The organism is Shewanella sp. NKUCC06_TVS (assembly GCF_019345515.1).
Taxonomy (GTDB): Bacteria; Pseudomonadota; Gammaproteobacteria; order Enterobacterales; family Shewanellaceae; genus Shewanella; species Shewanella oncorhynchi.
On sequence record NZ_JAHKQX010000005.1, the window covers coordinates 125902 to 143112 of the forward strand.

Here is a 17211-nt window from a genome sequence, read left to right on the forward strand (position 1 = left end):
ACCTATTCCTCCAACAATTTGAGACTACGGAGCGAAATCTGTTGATGGATTTTAGTGGCGAAATCTTCAAGTCGCATCTTACCTAAATCGATACCATCACGGGTACGCACCGCTACTTCCTTATTTTCCATTTCTTGATCGCCAACGACCAACAAATAAGGGACACGCCTTAAGGTGTGCTCGCGTATTTTAAAGCCTATTTTCTCATTCCTCAAGTCAAAAGACGCTCGAATACCTTGTTCTTTGAAGAATTTTACGACTTCTTCAACATAATCAGCCTGTTTATCGGTGATATTCATCACGACAACTTGCATTGGGGCTAACCAAGTTGGGAAACGTCCTGCATATTCTTCTATCAAGATACCCAAGAATCGTTCCAAAGAGCCTAAAATAGCACGATGGATCATCACTGGGGTCTGACGGCTGTTATCTTCGGCAACGTAAGTTGCACCAAGACGGCTTGGCAACGCATAATCGAGCTGCACAGTACCACATTGCCACGCTCGGTCCAAACAATCGTGTAAAGTAAATTCGATTTTGGGTCCGTAGAACGCGCCTTCGCCTGGCAAAATAGTGAATTCAATATTATTGGCACGCAGAGCTTGCTTAAGTGCTTCTTCCGCTCTGTCCCACATCGCATCGTCACCGATACGTTTCTCTGGGCGAGTCGACAGTTTTACTACGATATTTTCAAAGCCGAAGGTAGCGTAAGTATCGTAAACCATCTGGATACAGGCACTCACTTCCTCTTGAACTTGGCTGTCAGTACAGAAAATATGGGCGTCATCTTGCGTAAAGCCACGTACACGCATTAATCCGTGTAACGAGCCTGAAGGTTCATTACGGTGACAGCAACCAAATTCCGCCATACGCAATGGTAGATCACGGTAAGATTTCAGCCCTTGGTTGAAGATCTGCACGTGGCCAGGGCAGTTCATTGGTTTGATAGCGTATTCGCGGTTTTCGCTGCTGGTCGTGAACATGGCTTCTGAGTATTTATCCCAGTGACCAGAACGTTCCCACAACACGCGGTCCATCATTAATGGACCTTTCACTTCTTGGTAAGTGTATTGGTTTAGCTTACGGCGAATGAATCTTTCTAATTCGAGGAAGATGCTCCAACCGTCGTTATGCCAAAACACCATACCCGGCGCTTCTTCTTGCATGTGATACAAGTCGAGCTGCTTACCGATTTTACGGTGGTCACGCTTAGCCGCTTCTTCAAGACGGGTTAAGTGTGTGCTCAGGGCTTTTTTGTCGGCCCAAGCGGTACCATAGATACGTTGCAACATCTTGTTTTCTGAGTTGCCACGCCAATAAGCGCCGGCAATGCTCATTAATTTAAAATGCTGGCAGAAACGCATGTTAGGTACGTGCGGTCCACGACACATGTCAGTGTATTCTTCGTGATGATACAGCGCAGGCGTCGCGTCTTTGCTGATGTTCTCATCCAGAATGGCAATCTTATAATCTTCACCGCGCGCAGCGAATGTATCACGGGCTTCTTGCCAGCTAACGACACGTTTTACTACGTCATAGTTGGTTTTTGCCAGTTGAAGCATGCGCTTTTCTAATGCGTCGATGTCATCTTGAGTCAACTTGTGCTCAAGGTCGATATCATAGTAGAAGCCATTATCGATAACAGGACCAATCGCCATCTTGGTTTCTGGCCACATTTGCTTAATCGCGTGACCTAATAAATGCGCGCAAGAATGGCGAAGAATTTCAACACCTTCTTCGTCTTTGGCGGTAATGATTGATAGCTCAGCATCGGTTTCAATGAGATCGCAAGCATCTTTTAATTCGCCATTAACGCGGCCAGCGATACAAGCTTTCGCTAAACCAGGGCCAATATCGGCGGCAACATCGAGGGTCGATACAGCATGAGCAAACTCGCGTTTGCTACCATCGGGAAGTGTAATTACAGGCATGAAATGTCCTTTCCAGTGGTGACCCACACGTAGGGCCACTTGGTTTTAGTTAATGTAAGAGAAATGCTCGCTAGGTTAAGACAGTACAGGAGTCTTAGCCGCCTTGCGTAGCAGGGCGTTTATTCTAAGGGATTGTAGCTAAAAGGCGCAAGCATATTGACCAGAATTGGGATTGGAAACAAAAAGCAAATTCATGATTTTGCAGTGTCTTGGTAACTTCTTGGTCATCTAACTCCCCTATTCTAGCGCCAGTTTATTGGGCATCACTGAAAACATGACAAGGGAGTTGATATGTTGAACTGTATTCTACTGGCTGTAACACTCACGCACACAGCAACCGCTTTACCTGAGCCGCAGGTGAAAATCACAAGCAAATCTTTGATTGATACTCAAGTGTTACTCGTTGATATTAAAAGTGAACTTGAGCAACAGATGCAGCGTTTAACGCTGGATATCACCCAAGATGCCCGCGATGGCGTGTTACACAGCAATGAAATGGAGGGGTTAGTGACGGCAAAGGACTAGTTTTTAGAAGAGATAATGATCCAACAAGAAAATATTTAACCAGAAGGTCTATCATGACTCTGCTGTATACTCAAATAGGAAGCACATAAAGCGCACTCAGGTTTCGAATATCGACAAAGCGCAGACAATATAAGCGTACGAAGTGTGAGATGCGTTGATTGAGCAGAGCGATTCGCTCTATTGGCGATAAGGAGTTGCACCATGAGAGTCATGAACAAAGTTATTGCTTGTCCCCACTGCGGGCACCATCAAGATATCAGTATCGATGCCAGCTGTGGAGACCAAGATTATTACGATGACTGCCGAATTTGTTGTAATCCGATTCACTTACGCTTACACATCGATGAATCGAGACGAACGGTTGAGCTGTATATCGATTCAGACGACGAGCAAATCTATTAAACGAGATTGCACTACCCGCTGCGATGTCACTAAACTAACGTGCTTGTTCGTTAAAACGCCTGGCCAGCACGCGCTCGACTGTGTCGACGATAATTTGTGTTTGGCTGTCGATCTCAATATTGAGTTCATCACCCACTTTATACTGACTTAAATTGGTCAGTTTTAGGGTTTCAGGAATTAAGTGCAACTTAAAACCGGAGTCACTCACCTCGCCAACCGTTAAACTACAGCCATTAACGCCAACAAAACCTTTATAAAAAATGTAATCCATCCATTTAGGCTCAATGCCCAGTGTCAGATCATAATGCTGTTCTGTATGGCTAATATCGATGACTTTGGCCTTAGTATGGATATGGCCAGAGAGAATGTGCCCACCAATTTCACTACCAAAAGTTAACGAACGCTCAACATTAACGCTTTGACCTATAGACAAATTAGCCAGATTCGTCAGTCGCAAGGTCTCTTCCACTACGTCGAAAAATACCCTATCATCAACGACCTGAGTCACAGTAAGACATACCCCGTTATTTGCCACACTTGCACCAATCGCAAGTCCCTCATGCAAATCAGGTTCGAACGCTACCTCAAGGGTATTTAGGCCATCTTTCTTATGTATTGCAACCACCTCGCAGGTGGCTTGAACTATACCTGTAAACATTTTCTGCTCGCTTAATCGTTAAAGGCTGTATTTATGAATCATTCAGGCTATCAAGCCAAACGTTTAATCCAATTGGCGCTGCCGGTGCTAATAGCTCAGGTCACTCAGACCATGATGGGCTTTATTGATACCGTTATGGCGGGCCGTGTTAGCGCGGTTGATATGGCCGCTGTCGCAGTCGGCACTAGCCTTTGGTTACCCGCTATTCTGTTCGTCCAAGGTTTGCTGATGGCTTTTACGCCTTTATTTGCCCACTACAATGGCGCGAATAATCAAAAAGCCATCCAACCTTTGGCCTTTCAAGGTGCCTATCTTGCCATCATTGGCGGCATTGGCGTGATGGTTTTCCTTGCATCAGCCCCCTTTGTGCTTAGCCACATGGACTTGGAGCCTGAATTATACCGCTTAACCATAGGATATCTCGACGGTATTTTATGGGGCGCGCCCGCATTTGTGCTTTATCAAGTGCTACGCGGCTGCAGTGAAGGTATATCCTATACCTTACCGACCATGGTCATTGGTTTTGTCGGTCTAGCCGTAAATATCCCCGCTAACTATATTTTTATTTATGGACACTTTGGCGTACCGGCAATGGGCGGCGCAGGCTGTGGTATCGCCACTGCTCTCGTATTCTGGGCCATGCTAGTTGCCATGACCATTTACATGCAGTTACATAAAAAATTCGCGGCTTTAGCTCCCTTCAGTAAATTTCATCGTCCAGACTTTGAAACTATGAAGAAAATGACCAAACTCGGCATGCCGATAGCAATGGCGCTGTTTTTTGAAGTGAGTTTATTTGCCATCATAGCGCTGTTACTCGCGCCACTTGGCGCAACAGTGGTCGCAAGTCACCAGATTGCGCTCAACTTTTCTGCCATCGTATTTATGCTGCCGTTATCGATAGGTATCGCGGTATCGATTCGGATTGGTTATTACTTAGGCCGTGATCGCGCTGATATTTCCGCTGTGGTCACTAAAGTGGGCTTATGGCTGGCACTATCCCTTGCTCTAACGACAGCGGTCTTGACCGTCTTATTTAGATTCCAAATTGCGAAACTTTATAATGGTGATCCTGAAGTGGTTGCCTTAGCCGGCAGCTTGATGTTGATGGCAGCCCTGTATCAATTATCTGATTCAGTTCAAGTGGTCGCAGCGGGTGCTCTTCGCGGTTATAAAGATACACGCAGCGCCTTTTATATCACGCTGTTTTCCTACTGGGGGATTGGTATGTCACTCGGTTATACCTTAGCTTATACGGACCATATCGTTCCCGCGATGGGCGCCCATGGATTCTGGGCAGGATTGATTGCGGGCTTGACCTCAGCAGCGCTGTTATTTTTCATTCGTCTGCGTTACATCCAAAAGTATGGTGTGCATTTGAGCCTTATTGAAGGTGACAGTGTTCACCATTGATTGCATTAATGGCGAGCGACAGTGCTCGCCTTTTGGTTTATCAGTTTGATTTCGATGCGTTCTCTGAAGTAAAGCGAATAAAAAATTGCGGTTTTATCGGCGGCATTGTTGAAACACTGGGCAAGTTGCACAGCAATTCACCATTTGACGACAAATTTGTTTTTTTTGCTTGCCAGCCCTGCGCTATGCCCCTAATATAGCGCTCGTTCCAAGGCGCAACGCTTTTGAATAGCTTGTTAAATTTTGCGATGCACCCGTAGCTCAGTTGGTTAGAGCACTACCTTGACATGGTAGGGGTCGGTGGTTCGAGTCCACTCGGGTGTACCACTCTCTTCACAGAGTATAAAAAGTGAAATTCAAACAGTGCACCCGTAGCTCAGTTGGTTAGAGCACTACCTTGACATGGTAGGGGTCGGTGGTTCGAGTCCACTCGGGTGTACCATTTCTTATTATGTATTTCATTAATCCCCCCCTGCTTATCAAGCTAAATACAATTAATCTGCCTTTTAAAGCAGGTGTTTATGGTTTTCACTGCCTTTATCTTTTGATTTAAAATTCATTCCCAAATATCTCAAAGTTCAAAATCCAAAGTAATATCCTGTGCTAAATCAAATATTCGCAGTGGTATTTCTGCGCCCTCTCCAATCCTTTTAAACGAGCGGCCTAAAAATTTTTGACTAAGTACGGCATCGAACAGACACTCGACGGTTAAGGTCGCAGAATAATGCATTCAAAGTCTGTTCGTTGAAAATAGCGTTCAGACAATCATCTGCAATTATCATCACCGCTCAATAGTGAGCGATCCTATCTGCATTTAGCGAGGAAATCCCAATGTCGAATGAAGGTTATCATGAACCCATTACTGAACTCACCGATAAAACCAAGGACATGCACCGTGCACTTACGTCACTGATGGAAGAGCTTGAAGCAATAGACTGGTATAACCAAAGAGTTGATGCGTGCAAAAATAATGAGTTGAGAGAGATACTTATACATAATCGAGACGAAGAAAAAGAACATGCTGCAATGCTACAAGAATGGATAAGGAGACAAGATCCGAGCTTTGATAAACAGCTAAAACATTACCTTTTTACAGATACGCCTGTTGCTCACACAGCTATTGTTCACAAATAAGTATTCAATCTGGCTGTTTGAGCAAGCCATTTTCGTGAGCAAACGCCTTTAGTCACTAAGCTGCCGTTCTTATAAAACAAACCTCTGCATGTGTTATTGCACCATTTAGCTCATTTCATACAGCCTTGCAGAATACTAGCGTGCAAATGTATTACTACGGACACTGTATTCTACGGACTTAGTGACTTTCATTTTTAGCGTGAAGGACTTCACCTAATGCTACCTTAACGAAATATCTTGCGTGTAAATCTTAGGCGTATAGGACCTTTCAATCTCAGAATGGCGAGCACTGCCGTGCAAGAAAAACGAGCGATGTCAGCCATTTTTGAACGACTAAAAACATCACTCACTATTTTTAGCTACCTACGGCAGTTAGAAATGACGACTCAATATTGAGGTCGTACATAACTTAGGCTTTATCGCTCAAATTTTACCGAGTAAAAGGAGTATAACGAGGAGCAATACTACCAAACCTAATCCACCGCTCGGGCCGTACCCCCAGCTCTTACTGTGTGGCCAAGTCGGAGCCACACCGATCAGCATCAGAATCAAAACCACCAATAATATTGTTCCTATACTCATAAGAGTCTCCTAGACATTATGGATATAACTCGAACCAGAAATCTTAATCAATATGACTAAGATTCTTTTAAATACCCACATAAAGCTGCCAAACTTTATGCTTAAGGCGCTTACTTAATTGTAAAAGCCTCTGACATCAACTGTGTTTGTCGGCATCCTTAGCCGCTTCTTTTACATTACCAATTGCTTTTTGAGTTTTACCTTTTATCTGTTTCTGAACCCCTTTCATCTGCTGTTTCGGGTTGCCAACTATCTCACCAATTTTTTGCTGCACTTTGCCTGCAGCATCTTTTATTGAACCTTCTATTTGGTCTTTGTTCATGGTCAATTTCCTTTTGTTTTTGATATAACATCTAAATAATAATGAGCGCTAACAATCAGCTATGAGCTATTTTTCATTTTAGTAAATAGCGTTTAGCAAACATCTAAATATTTTTAGTAAATATCTTAGTTGGTAAAATATCAGTAAAGCGACATAAAAATTAGACTAAAATTAATTCCGCGGTATTTTCATAAAATTGTGTGACTGGCTCTACATCAATCACGCCGCGTCAACTTAGGTATTAACGCTACAATATGACATTGGTTTGAATAGGAAAATATTTTGTAGCAATCTTGAATTTTATTTTAAACATATTGTGGTGATCATTTTATTTACTGAAAATTTAGTATTAATCATGACTGAATTCCATTATTTAATTATCTAGTGATTTTTCAGTTAAAGCGACATCTTAATGATGAGCCACAACATCAAGATAAATAACATAAAATATTTTATTAAGACAAAGATTACCCATTAAAGGCATATCAATCTAAACTCTGTATCCAATTTATAATTTATCTAAAAGTGTGTCTGTGCGATAGCGTACACATTATAAATATTTTAATCCGCAATTTAACTAAAAACACAATGAAACATCATCTGATACCTAATGTAGCTACATTTTGGCATATTATAGATGCCATTAAACATATGAATATTCAGTGAATAAGCTCAGAAGGAACTAAGAGGTATAACTCTAAAACGTTAAAATGTTCTAGAGGTGTTTATAGCATCTTGTAGAGCTTAGAAAACCACAGCTGGTAGTCTAAGGTTGTTTAGCACCAATTAGCCTCAACTGCTGATTTTTACAATAATGCTTCTATATTCGCAAGAAGAACACGATAACCTACGTTACCATAAAATATTTGTCTACCTTCGTCGATAATATAGCTTGGACTGCCTTGTAGATTTTGTTGTGTTGACTTTTGATAGTTGCTCATTAATGCGGCTATAGCTGAACCATCATGAACGCTTGAGATGATTTTTTTCTGTTCCAGCCCATAGAAATCAACCAGATCATAAAGTATTTCAAGCTTACCAATATCCAATGCGTCGATAAAAAATGCACTCCGAAATTTCAATGCCATATCGATACTGGTGTTTTTGTCATAGATAAGTTCAATGGCTTTAAGCACTAAATGAGCATTGGCCGACGTTGTCGGTCTGACTTCTGTCCATATTTTTGAGTTTGTGGGAACATCATCACGGATAGATGCAGATTTATGTACATGCTCTGCAAAACCATTATATTGACCTTTCTGTTTCCATTGCGTCTCAATTTTTGTTTGAACATCACCAAATATATCAAGATAATGATATTTAAAATGAATTTTATTTTCTAACTTTTGATTTAACTCCTCAATACGTTGTTGTGCAACCCAAGCCCACACACAAAGAATATCAGAATAGTAATCAATGATCAGGGGTTGATTCATGTTAATCCTTAATAAGGTGGCAGTTTAAGTCATACACTCTAGTTTCAAGGCTAATCAATAATTATTGTGATGGCAGATCTACTTGTTACCCACATGAAGTCACGATTTCAATATCTGAACTACTGAATAAATACCTAAGCTACACAGAGCAATAGGTACAAGGATGTGATTTTTAGCAGACATGCTAGAAGTCATCAATTTTTTTCATATTACGTGCCAGCAATCGCTTTTCAGCTTCTTCAAGGGACAGTATATTGCTAAGAAATTCAGTTACGGAAGGTGCAGAACTGCAGTTTTGTAGATATTCAAACAGCCCTACAATATTTTTATGATACTCAAGTGTGGCCATCGCTATTTCATCCGTATCCATCCTCTTAAACGGATGTTCACCTATGGTGTTAAAAGGAATAGTGGTTTTTTCATAATAATGCCGACAATAAGTGTTAAGTGCATTGCTATTGCCATTATCTTCGAACTGTCTGATAACCAGAGCCATTTTTTGCTCGTGGGCTGAAATATACTCCAACAGTAATCCGCTTCTTTCGCTATCATTTGTAAGTGCGCAATGTGCCGCAAATGCATGCAGCTGTTGGTGTATATTTCTAGTCCATTGCATAACATCATAAAGCGTTTCTATTTGCATATTATTCTCCTCAAAACGGGAGTCCTTGGTCTTTACTGTGAAAAATGAATCACTTTTCTATGCATTGATGAAAGTAAACTTACTAAACAAGCCCATATTTACAATGGCATTATTTCTCATTAAAAACGCAGTTTTGAAATGATTATTGACTAAATAGTCAAATGCTGATGGCTATTATTGATATGAATTGTTGACATCTTGTCATCAACATAAAATACTTTATAAGTCCAACAACGGCTTAATCTATGTAACATCTGGTCTTTAGCTTAAAAAGCTGGCGATAAGCCACAACCTTGTAATAAGGCTAATGGCATGAGTATACCTATATTTTTCTATTGACTCTGTTCGTTGCCGCACTGATTGTTGACAATACAATGCGCACAAGAAAGAAGGAAAACTACCAATACAATATGTTGCCATTTCATAACTTGATTGAAGGGCATCATCTTCCCGCTTTAAGTTAATAACAGTATTTGATTTGGAAACGAACCATAGGTGAGTTAGCCCAATATTTACTGATGTCAGAACTGAGTCGTTAATACGCACTAAACGAGCTATTAAAATATTTAGAATAACAATAATAGAAGATACAAAAGGAGTCGCCGATAACTCGGCTACTCCTTTTACTTAGCGGACAATTTAAAAGCGGTAATTAAAGCTCAGGGTCACATTACGTGGAGTTCCGTAATGATACACGCTATATGCTTCGGACATTGAGGCAGAGGCAGTCATATAAGCATAGTATTTTTCGTCTAATAGGTTCTCTACGTTAAGTTGCAGATCCATATTGTCAGTGAGGTTATAACGAGCCATCAGGTTGACTAAAGAGTAAGCATCCTGATCGATTTTCACTGTCCCCCCTTCAGAGTAACTATCACTCTGCCAGTTAATACCACCACCCACGGTCAACTCAGGCAGGTAATCGACAAACTGATAAGTTGTGAATAGTTTAAACTGTTTGCGAGGGCTAGTAGTCGCCACTTTTTTTCCGTCAGCATCTTCCGCTGTAAACTGCGAATAGCCAGCCGTGATATTCCACCCATCGATAAACTCCCCCACCACTTCTAACTCAAAGCCTGTACTCTCAGTACCTTGAGCAGCTTTGTAATAAGTGGTTGGAGTACCGTCAACAATGATAGTTCCAGCGGGTGTTGCCAGATTATCCTGTTCAATCTTAAACAGTGCCACTGCGGTATGCAGACGATTATCTAGATAAGCGCTCTTTAAACCGATTTCATAGGCTTTACCTTCGAGTGGATCTAAATAATCACCGTTAATATCCTTACTGTTCTGCGGATTAAATATTTCGGTATAACTGGCGTAAACACGATGCTCTTCGTTTATGTCATACAAGGCGCCAACATAAGGAACGAACACACCATCATCACCAAAGTTGGTATCAGTACCATAACTGATCCCTTCGCGGTTCCAACTAGAAATACGGCCACCGGCAATCACTTTTAAATCATCGGTAAGTGTTAGCCGAGTTGCTGCGTAGAAACCTTTCTGCTCGGTATCCATATTCAACTGGCGATTGGCGTTTGTTGACCATTCAGGCTCTTCAAAGGCGTTGCTTTGCCAATCATAAAAGTTTTCAACTGCCTTTGAGTCCCAGCCTGTCATATTCTCACGGATGGGTTCATAGGTATCAGCATAGGATTTCTGTTTGCTGTATAAGGCACCAGTCACAAATTGATGCTCACGGTTAAAGAGTTGGTAATCGCCTTTCAACTGAAAATCGAAATTATCAGAGTTACTTTCACCATGGCTGTGATAACGCTGACCGCTCAAACCTGCACCGGTTTCTTTATTCAGCAAGCCAGACATATAGATCATTTTGGTGGTGGTTTCATATTCCATGCGATTATAGTTCGCCACCAACTGCCAACCATTGCTGAAATAATGGTTCAAGTTAGCAAAATAGTTGATGTTAGTCGTTTCCCAACGGCTCCAATCTGCCGCTGTTGTAGTAGAAACATCCCAATCAGTAGCCGAACCATCGCTGAATACTGCTGGTAACGCACCCCACATCGCTCCTTTGGGGTTGTTGTTATTGTAACTACCGCCAACGCGCAGCATAGTGTTGTCAGTAATGTCTGAATCAATTACGCCGTAAAGAATGGTCTTACGGTCTTGATAAAGATCCTGATAAGAATCGCTATTGACATATTTCGCGACCATGCGACCGCGCACACTGCCACTGTCGTTAAGGCCATTAGAAACATCTGCGGTAACTTGTTTTTTATCCCAGCTACCCGTAGCAACATCAACATAGCCCTTAAGTTCGTCACTGTCGGCATGTTTGCGTACTAGGTTGATTGAAGCAGAAGGATCCCCTGCCCCCGTTAGTAAGCCTGTTGCACCACGCACCACCTCTACACGCTCATACAGAGAGATATCAGACACAGTCTCACCTGCATCGCCACCCAAACTCCAAGATAAAGGTACGCCATCAATCTGGTAATTCTGAACCGCAAAACCACGGGCCATAAAGCCATTTCGAACGTTATCTGTTTTAGATGAAGACAAACCTACTGTGTTATTAACCACATCAACAACGGTATTGAGTGCCTGATCCTGGATCCGTTCAGCGGTCAAGATGCTAACTGACTGTGGCGTTTCCTGCAGTGACAGCCCTAAGCCTGTGGCGGTATCAATAGTTCGACTCACAGTGTACTTGCCCATCACTGTGATTTTTTCAATATTTTGATCATTTGCATCTGCAACAGAAGACGGCTCTGCAGCCAAGACTGACAAAGGGTTTAATGCCAAAGTAATGGCAGACGCGAGAGGTAGTAGATAAAAGCGCATAGTAATTTAGGGAGTTTATTTAGGATGAACATACGGTAACACTATTGCGAATCACTTTCATTTGTATTTTGGTGATGTATATAACAAATTCATCATTTATTAATGAGGAATAAACGTCCCCGTTGTGTTTATGCCTTCAAAAGTGAGCGTTTACGGTGAAAAAGGTTATTCTTTACCCGTATTCGGTTAATCATTCTTAATCTACGCCACTAAAAGCGACCCTGAGATTATTACTCCATAGGATCGCCATTAGTGTTTAGTTTTTATCTCATCAGTGTGTCTGTACTATTAGCTCGGCAGGCAGAGGCCACTTTGCCACTTGCCACTCACCTTGCCAATTCTCTATCGATATCCACAGACTATCGGCGGAGGTTAGTGTCTTAGCTGCGATGGCGTGTACGTGTTGGCCATGCTTATTACCGTGTAAAATACCATTCTCGCTGCGCTGTAAATCTGCTATTGGCAAAGCCTGCATTCCAATATTGGCATAGCCTTGGCGTATATTGCCTACCTCACCTTTTTCAAAAACCAACATAAAATCTTTCACATAGTCATCATGATGCACATAGGGTGCTTTTAGATCTAAGGGTAAAGGGGCTATTTTAAATTCACCTAACTCTTGAGTCTGCCAGGCCGGTGGAAATGTAGGTGTTAGCGACTGATACAAAAACAATAGGGGGAGCAATAGAATAAACCCACTCAGTTTATATTTATTTTTTTGCCAAAAAGTTGAATGAATGAAAGCCATTAACGTACCTCCTCTAACCTATCTGTCACAGTACTGGGGGATTCCATTTTTTTAATTGCACGCACATTACGCAGTCCCCACATCATAAATCCCGTGATTGACATACCCGATAGGATCACCCCAAAAATAAACCAAATGATTTTTGTCCAGATACCACCGAAGGTACCGTAATGCAAAGGATCTGCGATATGCATTAGCGTTTGTATTCCTGTCATCGTCTCGGGTGATGCCGTTTTTGCAATCTCCCCCGTCCAAGGGTTAATGCTGAGGTTGTAAGAATACTGATCGTAAAAAATGTGATCGCCGCTACCACTCAGATGATACATGTCACGATTATGCTCTGGTTTCATCACATAGCTTGGTTGAAAGTCTGGAAAGTGCGTTTGCGCTAATGTTAAGGCTTGTGCAAATGACACGCTTGGATCAACGGGATTCACATCACCCTTTTGGATAAAGGGCAATTGCTCAGCAGCAACCAATGGCGCATGTGGCTCGATATCAATATCTGCATGCCAAAAAATGGCTTGGACTAAATACCATAATCCGGTAACGGCCATAATCGCGATAAACCAAATAGACCACACACCAGACAATTTATGCAAATCGGCCAATAGTGTCTTTTTACCTTGACTCACTCGCAATTTCGGAGCAAAAAAACTTCGCCAAAAACGTTTATAAACAATGAGTCCCGTCACTAAAGACGCGAGCATAAACAGCGCCATCGAACAGACAAGGTAATAGCCCAAGCTGTAACCGCTTTGCCAAGGAAATAATAACCAAGCATGCAAAGATCTGATAAAGCCGGCAAATGTCATGCCTTCATTAATCTGTTGGATCTCACCAGTGTATTGATTGACATAGGCCATGGCATAGGGTTTATCAGCGTCACTGAACATGATCACATTGACCATATAAGGTTCTAAGGTCATAGCACCAGAGACTGCCGCACTTGGGTAGGCTTCCTCAACAATCGTCATTAGTTCACTAACCGGTTTTACGGGTAAATCATTAGGGTTCAACGCCCTCGATGCAGGATTCGTTAACCAAGTGATCTCATGACTCAGTACCGCAATCGTCCCCGTCAAGCAGATAAAACAAAATAACAACCAAATTGGGAGCGACACCCAACCATGCAACATAAACCAGAATCGGTTACTGATCTTCGCCATTTGTGACTTTCCTAACACTTATCGTATTTCGCGAGTGTAAAGGTAATGCAAATTGTTATCAATACGATGTGCTGGGAATTGTTTTCAATTAGAATGCCGGTCACAAAATACTATGATGGGGAATCATGATGGATAAAACCTTGTTAGCAGCGCTCATTTCGAGCCTATTGTTAGCGCCGAGTTCCTACGCCGACGAAACTCAATCTGACGCAGACGCCAATATCGAAGTGATCAGTATTAAAGGTAGTCGTTTAGATAAAGCTGCTACAGCAACGGGCTTACCTTTAACACTGAGAGAAACACCGCAGTCAGTGACGATTATAGATCAAGAATTTATTCAGAGTTTTTCTCTTAACAATGTTGCTGACTTAATGTTTTTAACACCGGGTATTTCTGCACAGAAAGCAGAAACTAACCGCTACTTTTTTAGCGCCCGTGGTAATCCAATCACTAACTTCCAATTTGATGGTGTGCCTGTTAACTATTCTAGTTTCTTCAATGATGCTTCGACCGATACAGTTATCTTCGATCGAGTAGAAGTGGTTCGTGGTGCAACCGGATTATTAACGGGTGCAGGAGAACCCTCGGCCGCCATCAACCTCATTCGTAAACGTCCAAAATCTTCACCAGGGGGTTACCTCAGTGCAAAAGTAGGTTCATGGGACAGTTATCGTGTAGAAGGTGATAGTTCAGTGGACATAACAGAAGATGCCGATGTCCAAGCACGTTTTGCCGCCGCCTATGAAAAATCAGATAGTTTTACCGATCTAGCCGAAGATGAAAATCTGCAAATTTATGGAGTCGTTACTGCAAGATTAAGTGATAGCACATTATTCACTTTGGGCGCGGACTATAGTGACCGCGATCCTAAAGGCTCCACTTGGGGAGCGCTGCCACTGTTTTATGCCGACGGCAGTTTAGCGAGTGACCTTCCCCGTTCGACGACCACTGCAGCATCTTGGTCTAGTTGGAAACGCCATGGTGCGAACGTTTTTTCTACTTTAGAACACAACTTTGATAATAACTGGGAACTCAAACTCGACATAGAACATCGTGAGGATAAGATGGATGGACACTTGCTATATTTATATGGCTCCCCAGATAAAATCACAGGTTTGGGGATGAGTGCATTGCCTATGATCTACCAATCAACCCGTAAGCAAGATGCGGCGCGAATATTTGCTTCAGGGCCATTCGAACTATTGGGTCGAGAACATAAACTAACAACCGGCCTACTCTATTCAAAACAAGATATTAGCGCCGACTCTTTCTACACCACAGATGTTTTAAGCATAGGCAATTTCTTTGAGTGGGATGGCTCGATTGCAGAGCCAAATTATCCATCGATTCCCACCAATGAAGAGACTGAAGAGATCCAAAAAGGTGCCTATATTGCTACCCAACTCAATTTGCACGATCAGGTCACACTGCTGTTAGGAAGCCGTATCAGCCAATATAAAGTCGATCCAGGTTATGAGCACAATGATGTCATTACGCCGTATGCGGGATTGATTTACGATATCAGTGACAGTGTGTCGATTTATACCAGTTACACTGAGATTTTTCAGCCTCAAGATGCCAAAGATGCTAATAACAAACGCTTAGACCCGACAACTGGCAATAATATTGAACTTGGCAGTAAAGCCGATTTTTTCGACGAAAAACTCACCGCCAGTGTTGCAGTGTTTAAAGTTCAAAAGGAAAATGTGGCGGAAAAAGATCCTAACATTAAAGACCCACTTCCTGATGGTAGCTTTCCAATGCGCGCTGTGGATGGCACCAGTAACCGTGGTTTTGAAATGGAACTAACGGGTAGACCCACAGAGGATTGGGATCTGTACTTCAGTTACACCTACAGTGAATCTGAAAAAGCCGATGGTTCGGCCTTTGGCACACATTTGCCTAAAAACTTAGTACGCTTATCTTCGCTCTATCACTTTGATGGCGCTCTAGAAGATCTCACATTAGGTGGCAACTTAAGCTGGCAGAGCAAGATTTATGTAGAAAACGCGGGGCCTAACGGCGAAAGCTCTGAACAAGCCAGTTATTTCCTTACCAATCTTATGGCAAGTTATCAACTCACTGATGATGCGATTGTTCGTTTGAATATTCGAAACTTGTTTGATGAAAAGTACTACTCTAGTATCGATTTCTACAATCAAGGTTTCTTCGGCGAACCGCGAAATGTCGAACTTAGCCTGAGCTATAATTTTTAGTCTAATTGTTAATCGCCAATACCGCGCATCACTTTTATGCGCGGTATACCTAAAGCTAAACTATCCTGCGTTAAAACAGCATCCGGTAAACTTCAATGGATTAACCCTTTGGGCTCAGGGGGATAATCCATTACAATGAAGTCCATTTTGAGTTCGTAAAACAGATGTTCCGCCTATGCCTAAGTCTCACACCCACATGCATCAACATTTGCAGATGCCACATGCTAAATTAGATCTGCAAGCTCTAGCGGGCACCCTTGCCTTTGAGCAAGTGACCATTATTGGTAATGCTTCTGGCGATTGGCAACCTGCGACCACAGGTACGACATTTATTTTTAACGGTACTCAATGGGCTGAAAACAGCAATGCAAATAATCAGATAGTAAATATCGCCAACGGTGGTTTTGCTGAATCAAAATATGCTTTTGTAGTACAAGGTCATCCACAAAGTGGTCTGCTTACCCAAGCCTTGACGCAAGTTGCGATTGAATTAACGCCTCAGCTTGGTTGCTGGCCTTCATCTGGGTTAACCACAATAGTATTGATGCAGCAATTGTCTCAGCATGTGCAAGTGCAGCGGATGTCGCTGTTTCCGAGTTTATCAAGACCCAATGATTTACCGCTTGAAGACCACTTACCTTGCATGGTGCATAATTGGTTAGGCGAACGACGGATTGCCCAGGCTTTGGTACCATCGCTCGACTGGCCTGAATTTAGCTTAGCGTCCGTATTTTTACCTCGCCTATCCGCAATAAACCAAATGCAACCATGCCAAGTCGCACCTAGGATAAACGCAGGTAATCCCTTTGATTTACTTGAGCGTTTACAAGAGTCGAGCTTATTAATCGCAGATGCGCTAAATCCAGCCACGCGGCAGATGCAACTTGAATGGCTAATCACACTGGCGCATACACACATCAACATTTGGCAGCAATTTGCTCATCCTAGCCAGCTCATCAATGCTGAAGCTTTATTTTTCAACCACATGCCAGAATCAAAACCTAGCTATTGGTATTTAATGGATATTCAGGCATCTCAATATCTTGATGCGATTCGCCATAGTTTGGCCTATTGTTGGCAAACGTTGTCGACTAAGCACGCGAGCTTATGATTGGCAATCAGTCTTCAAACGGCTCGTGACCCTCCCCCTGTCCACTGCCATTCGCATTCAAAACACCTAAGGCGAATGTCGTTTTACATTTTGCCTTGCCCTCTAGCGAC

15 protein-coding genes and 2 tRNA genes are annotated in these 17211 nt (G+C 42.4%); 8 read left to right on the top strand and 9 right to left on the bottom strand.

Annotated features, from left to right (window positions below):
- Positions 1 to 2: 2 nt before the first annotated feature.
- Positions 3 to 1931: a threonine--tRNA ligase gene (gene thrS / locus KO531_RS07500; protein ID WP_028759936.1), complete on the bottom strand. Its 1929-nt coding sequence runs from the start codon at positions 1929 to 1931 to the stop codon at positions 3 to 5.
- A gap of 291 nt (positions 1932 to 2222) precedes the next feature.
- Here thrS and KO531_RS07505 point away from each other — a divergent pair, with 291 nt between their 5' ends.
- Both KO531_RS07505 and KO531_RS07510 read left to right on the top strand, forming a co-directional pair.
- The gene (locus KO531_RS07505) at positions 2223 to 2456 is read left to right on the top strand and encodes a hypothetical protein (RefSeq protein ID WP_131525575.1); all 234 of its coding nucleotides are present in this window, start codon (positions 2223 to 2225) and stop codon (positions 2454 to 2456) included.
- Positions 2457 to 2657: 201 nt separating this feature from the next.
- Positions 2658 to 2858, top strand: a complete 201-nt coding sequence (locus KO531_RS07510; protein ID WP_028759934.1) for a CPXCG motif-containing cysteine-rich protein — start codon at positions 2658 to 2660, stop codon at positions 2856 to 2858.
- A 34-nt stretch (positions 2859 to 2892) separates the two neighbouring features.
- On the opposite strand, the gene KO531_RS07515 is transcribed toward KO531_RS07510, so the two are convergent.
- Positions 2893 to 3516, bottom strand: a complete 624-nt coding sequence (locus tag KO531_RS07515) for a riboflavin synthase (protein WP_028759933.1) — start codon at positions 3514 to 3516, stop codon at positions 2893 to 2895.
- Positions 3517 to 3549: 33 nt separating this feature from the next.
- Here KO531_RS07515 and KO531_RS07520 point away from each other — a divergent pair, with 33 nt between their 5' ends.
- From KO531_RS07520 to KO531_RS07535, 4 genes are all read left to right on the top strand, one after another.
- Positions 3550 to 4929, top strand: coding sequence for an MATE family efflux transporter (locus tag KO531_RS07520; protein WP_219250793.1), 1380 nt, complete (start codon positions 3550 to 3552; stop codon positions 4927 to 4929).
- 250 nt (positions 4930 to 5179) lie between these two features.
- Positions 5180 to 5256: transfer RNA gene (locus KO531_RS07525), tRNA-Val, on the top strand.
- A 38-nt stretch (positions 5257 to 5294) separates the two neighbouring features.
- Positions 5295 to 5371 (top strand) — tRNA-Val (locus tag KO531_RS07530).
- 389 nt (positions 5372 to 5760) lie between these two features.
- On the top strand, positions 5761 to 6063 hold the full coding sequence (locus KO531_RS07535; RefSeq protein WP_219234161.1) for a ferritin-like domain-containing protein: 303 nt from the start codon (positions 5761 to 5763) through the stop codon (positions 6061 to 6063).
- Between the two features lie 423 nt (positions 6064 to 6486).
- Here the strand turns inward: KO531_RS07535 and KO531_RS07540 are convergent, their stop codons facing one another.
- The 7 genes from KO531_RS07540 to KO531_RS07570 form a co-directional block, all read right to left on the bottom strand.
- Complete coding sequence (locus KO531_RS07540) at positions 6487 to 6639, bottom strand: DUF3309 family protein (RefSeq protein ID WP_346345242.1); 153 nt, start codon at positions 6637 to 6639, stop codon at positions 6487 to 6489.
- Positions 6640 to 6781: 142 nt separating this feature from the next.
- On the bottom strand, positions 6782 to 6967 hold the full coding sequence (locus tag KO531_RS07545; protein WP_131524760.1) for a CsbD family protein: 186 nt from the start codon (positions 6965 to 6967) through the stop codon (positions 6782 to 6784).
- Between the two features lie 806 nt (positions 6968 to 7773).
- Complete coding sequence (locus KO531_RS07550; RefSeq protein WP_219250795.1) at positions 7774 to 8403, bottom strand: DsbA family protein; 630 nt, start codon at positions 8401 to 8403, stop codon at positions 7774 to 7776.
- 184 nt (positions 8404 to 8587) lie between these two features.
- Positions 8588 to 9046 (bottom strand): hypothetical protein, encoded by a 459-nt coding sequence (locus KO531_RS07555; RefSeq protein ID WP_219250796.1) that lies wholly within the window; start codon positions 9044 to 9046, stop codon positions 8588 to 8590.
- A gap of 639 nt (positions 9047 to 9685) precedes the next feature.
- The gene (locus tag KO531_RS07560) at positions 9686 to 11857 is read right to left on the bottom strand and encodes a TonB-dependent siderophore receptor (protein WP_219250797.1); all 2172 of its coding nucleotides are present in this window, start codon (positions 11855 to 11857) and stop codon (positions 9686 to 9688) included.
- A 271-nt stretch (positions 11858 to 12128) separates the two neighbouring features.
- Positions 12129 to 12605, bottom strand: a complete 477-nt coding sequence (locus KO531_RS07565) for a hypothetical protein (RefSeq protein WP_219250798.1) — start codon at positions 12603 to 12605, stop codon at positions 12129 to 12131.
- Positions 12605 to 13774: a PepSY-associated TM helix domain-containing protein gene (locus KO531_RS07570; protein WP_219250799.1), complete on the bottom strand. Its 1170-nt coding sequence runs from the start codon at positions 13772 to 13774 to the stop codon at positions 12605 to 12607. Before KO531_RS07570 ends, KO531_RS07565 begins: the two co-directional genes overlap by 1 nt.
- A 128-nt stretch (positions 13775 to 13902) precedes the next feature.
- On the opposite strand from KO531_RS07570, the gene KO531_RS07575 reads away from it, so the two are divergent.
- Both KO531_RS07575 and KO531_RS07580 read left to right on the top strand, forming a co-directional pair.
- Entirely contained in the window at positions 13903 to 15990 is a 2088-nt protein-coding gene (locus KO531_RS07575; RefSeq protein ID WP_219250874.1) for a TonB-dependent siderophore receptor, read from the top strand.
- 175 nt (positions 15991 to 16165) lie between these two features.
- Positions 16166 to 17101, top strand: a complete 936-nt coding sequence (locus KO531_RS07580) for a hypothetical protein (protein WP_219250800.1) — start codon at positions 16166 to 16168, stop codon at positions 17099 to 17101.
- Positions 17102 to 17211 lie beyond the last annotated feature (110 nt).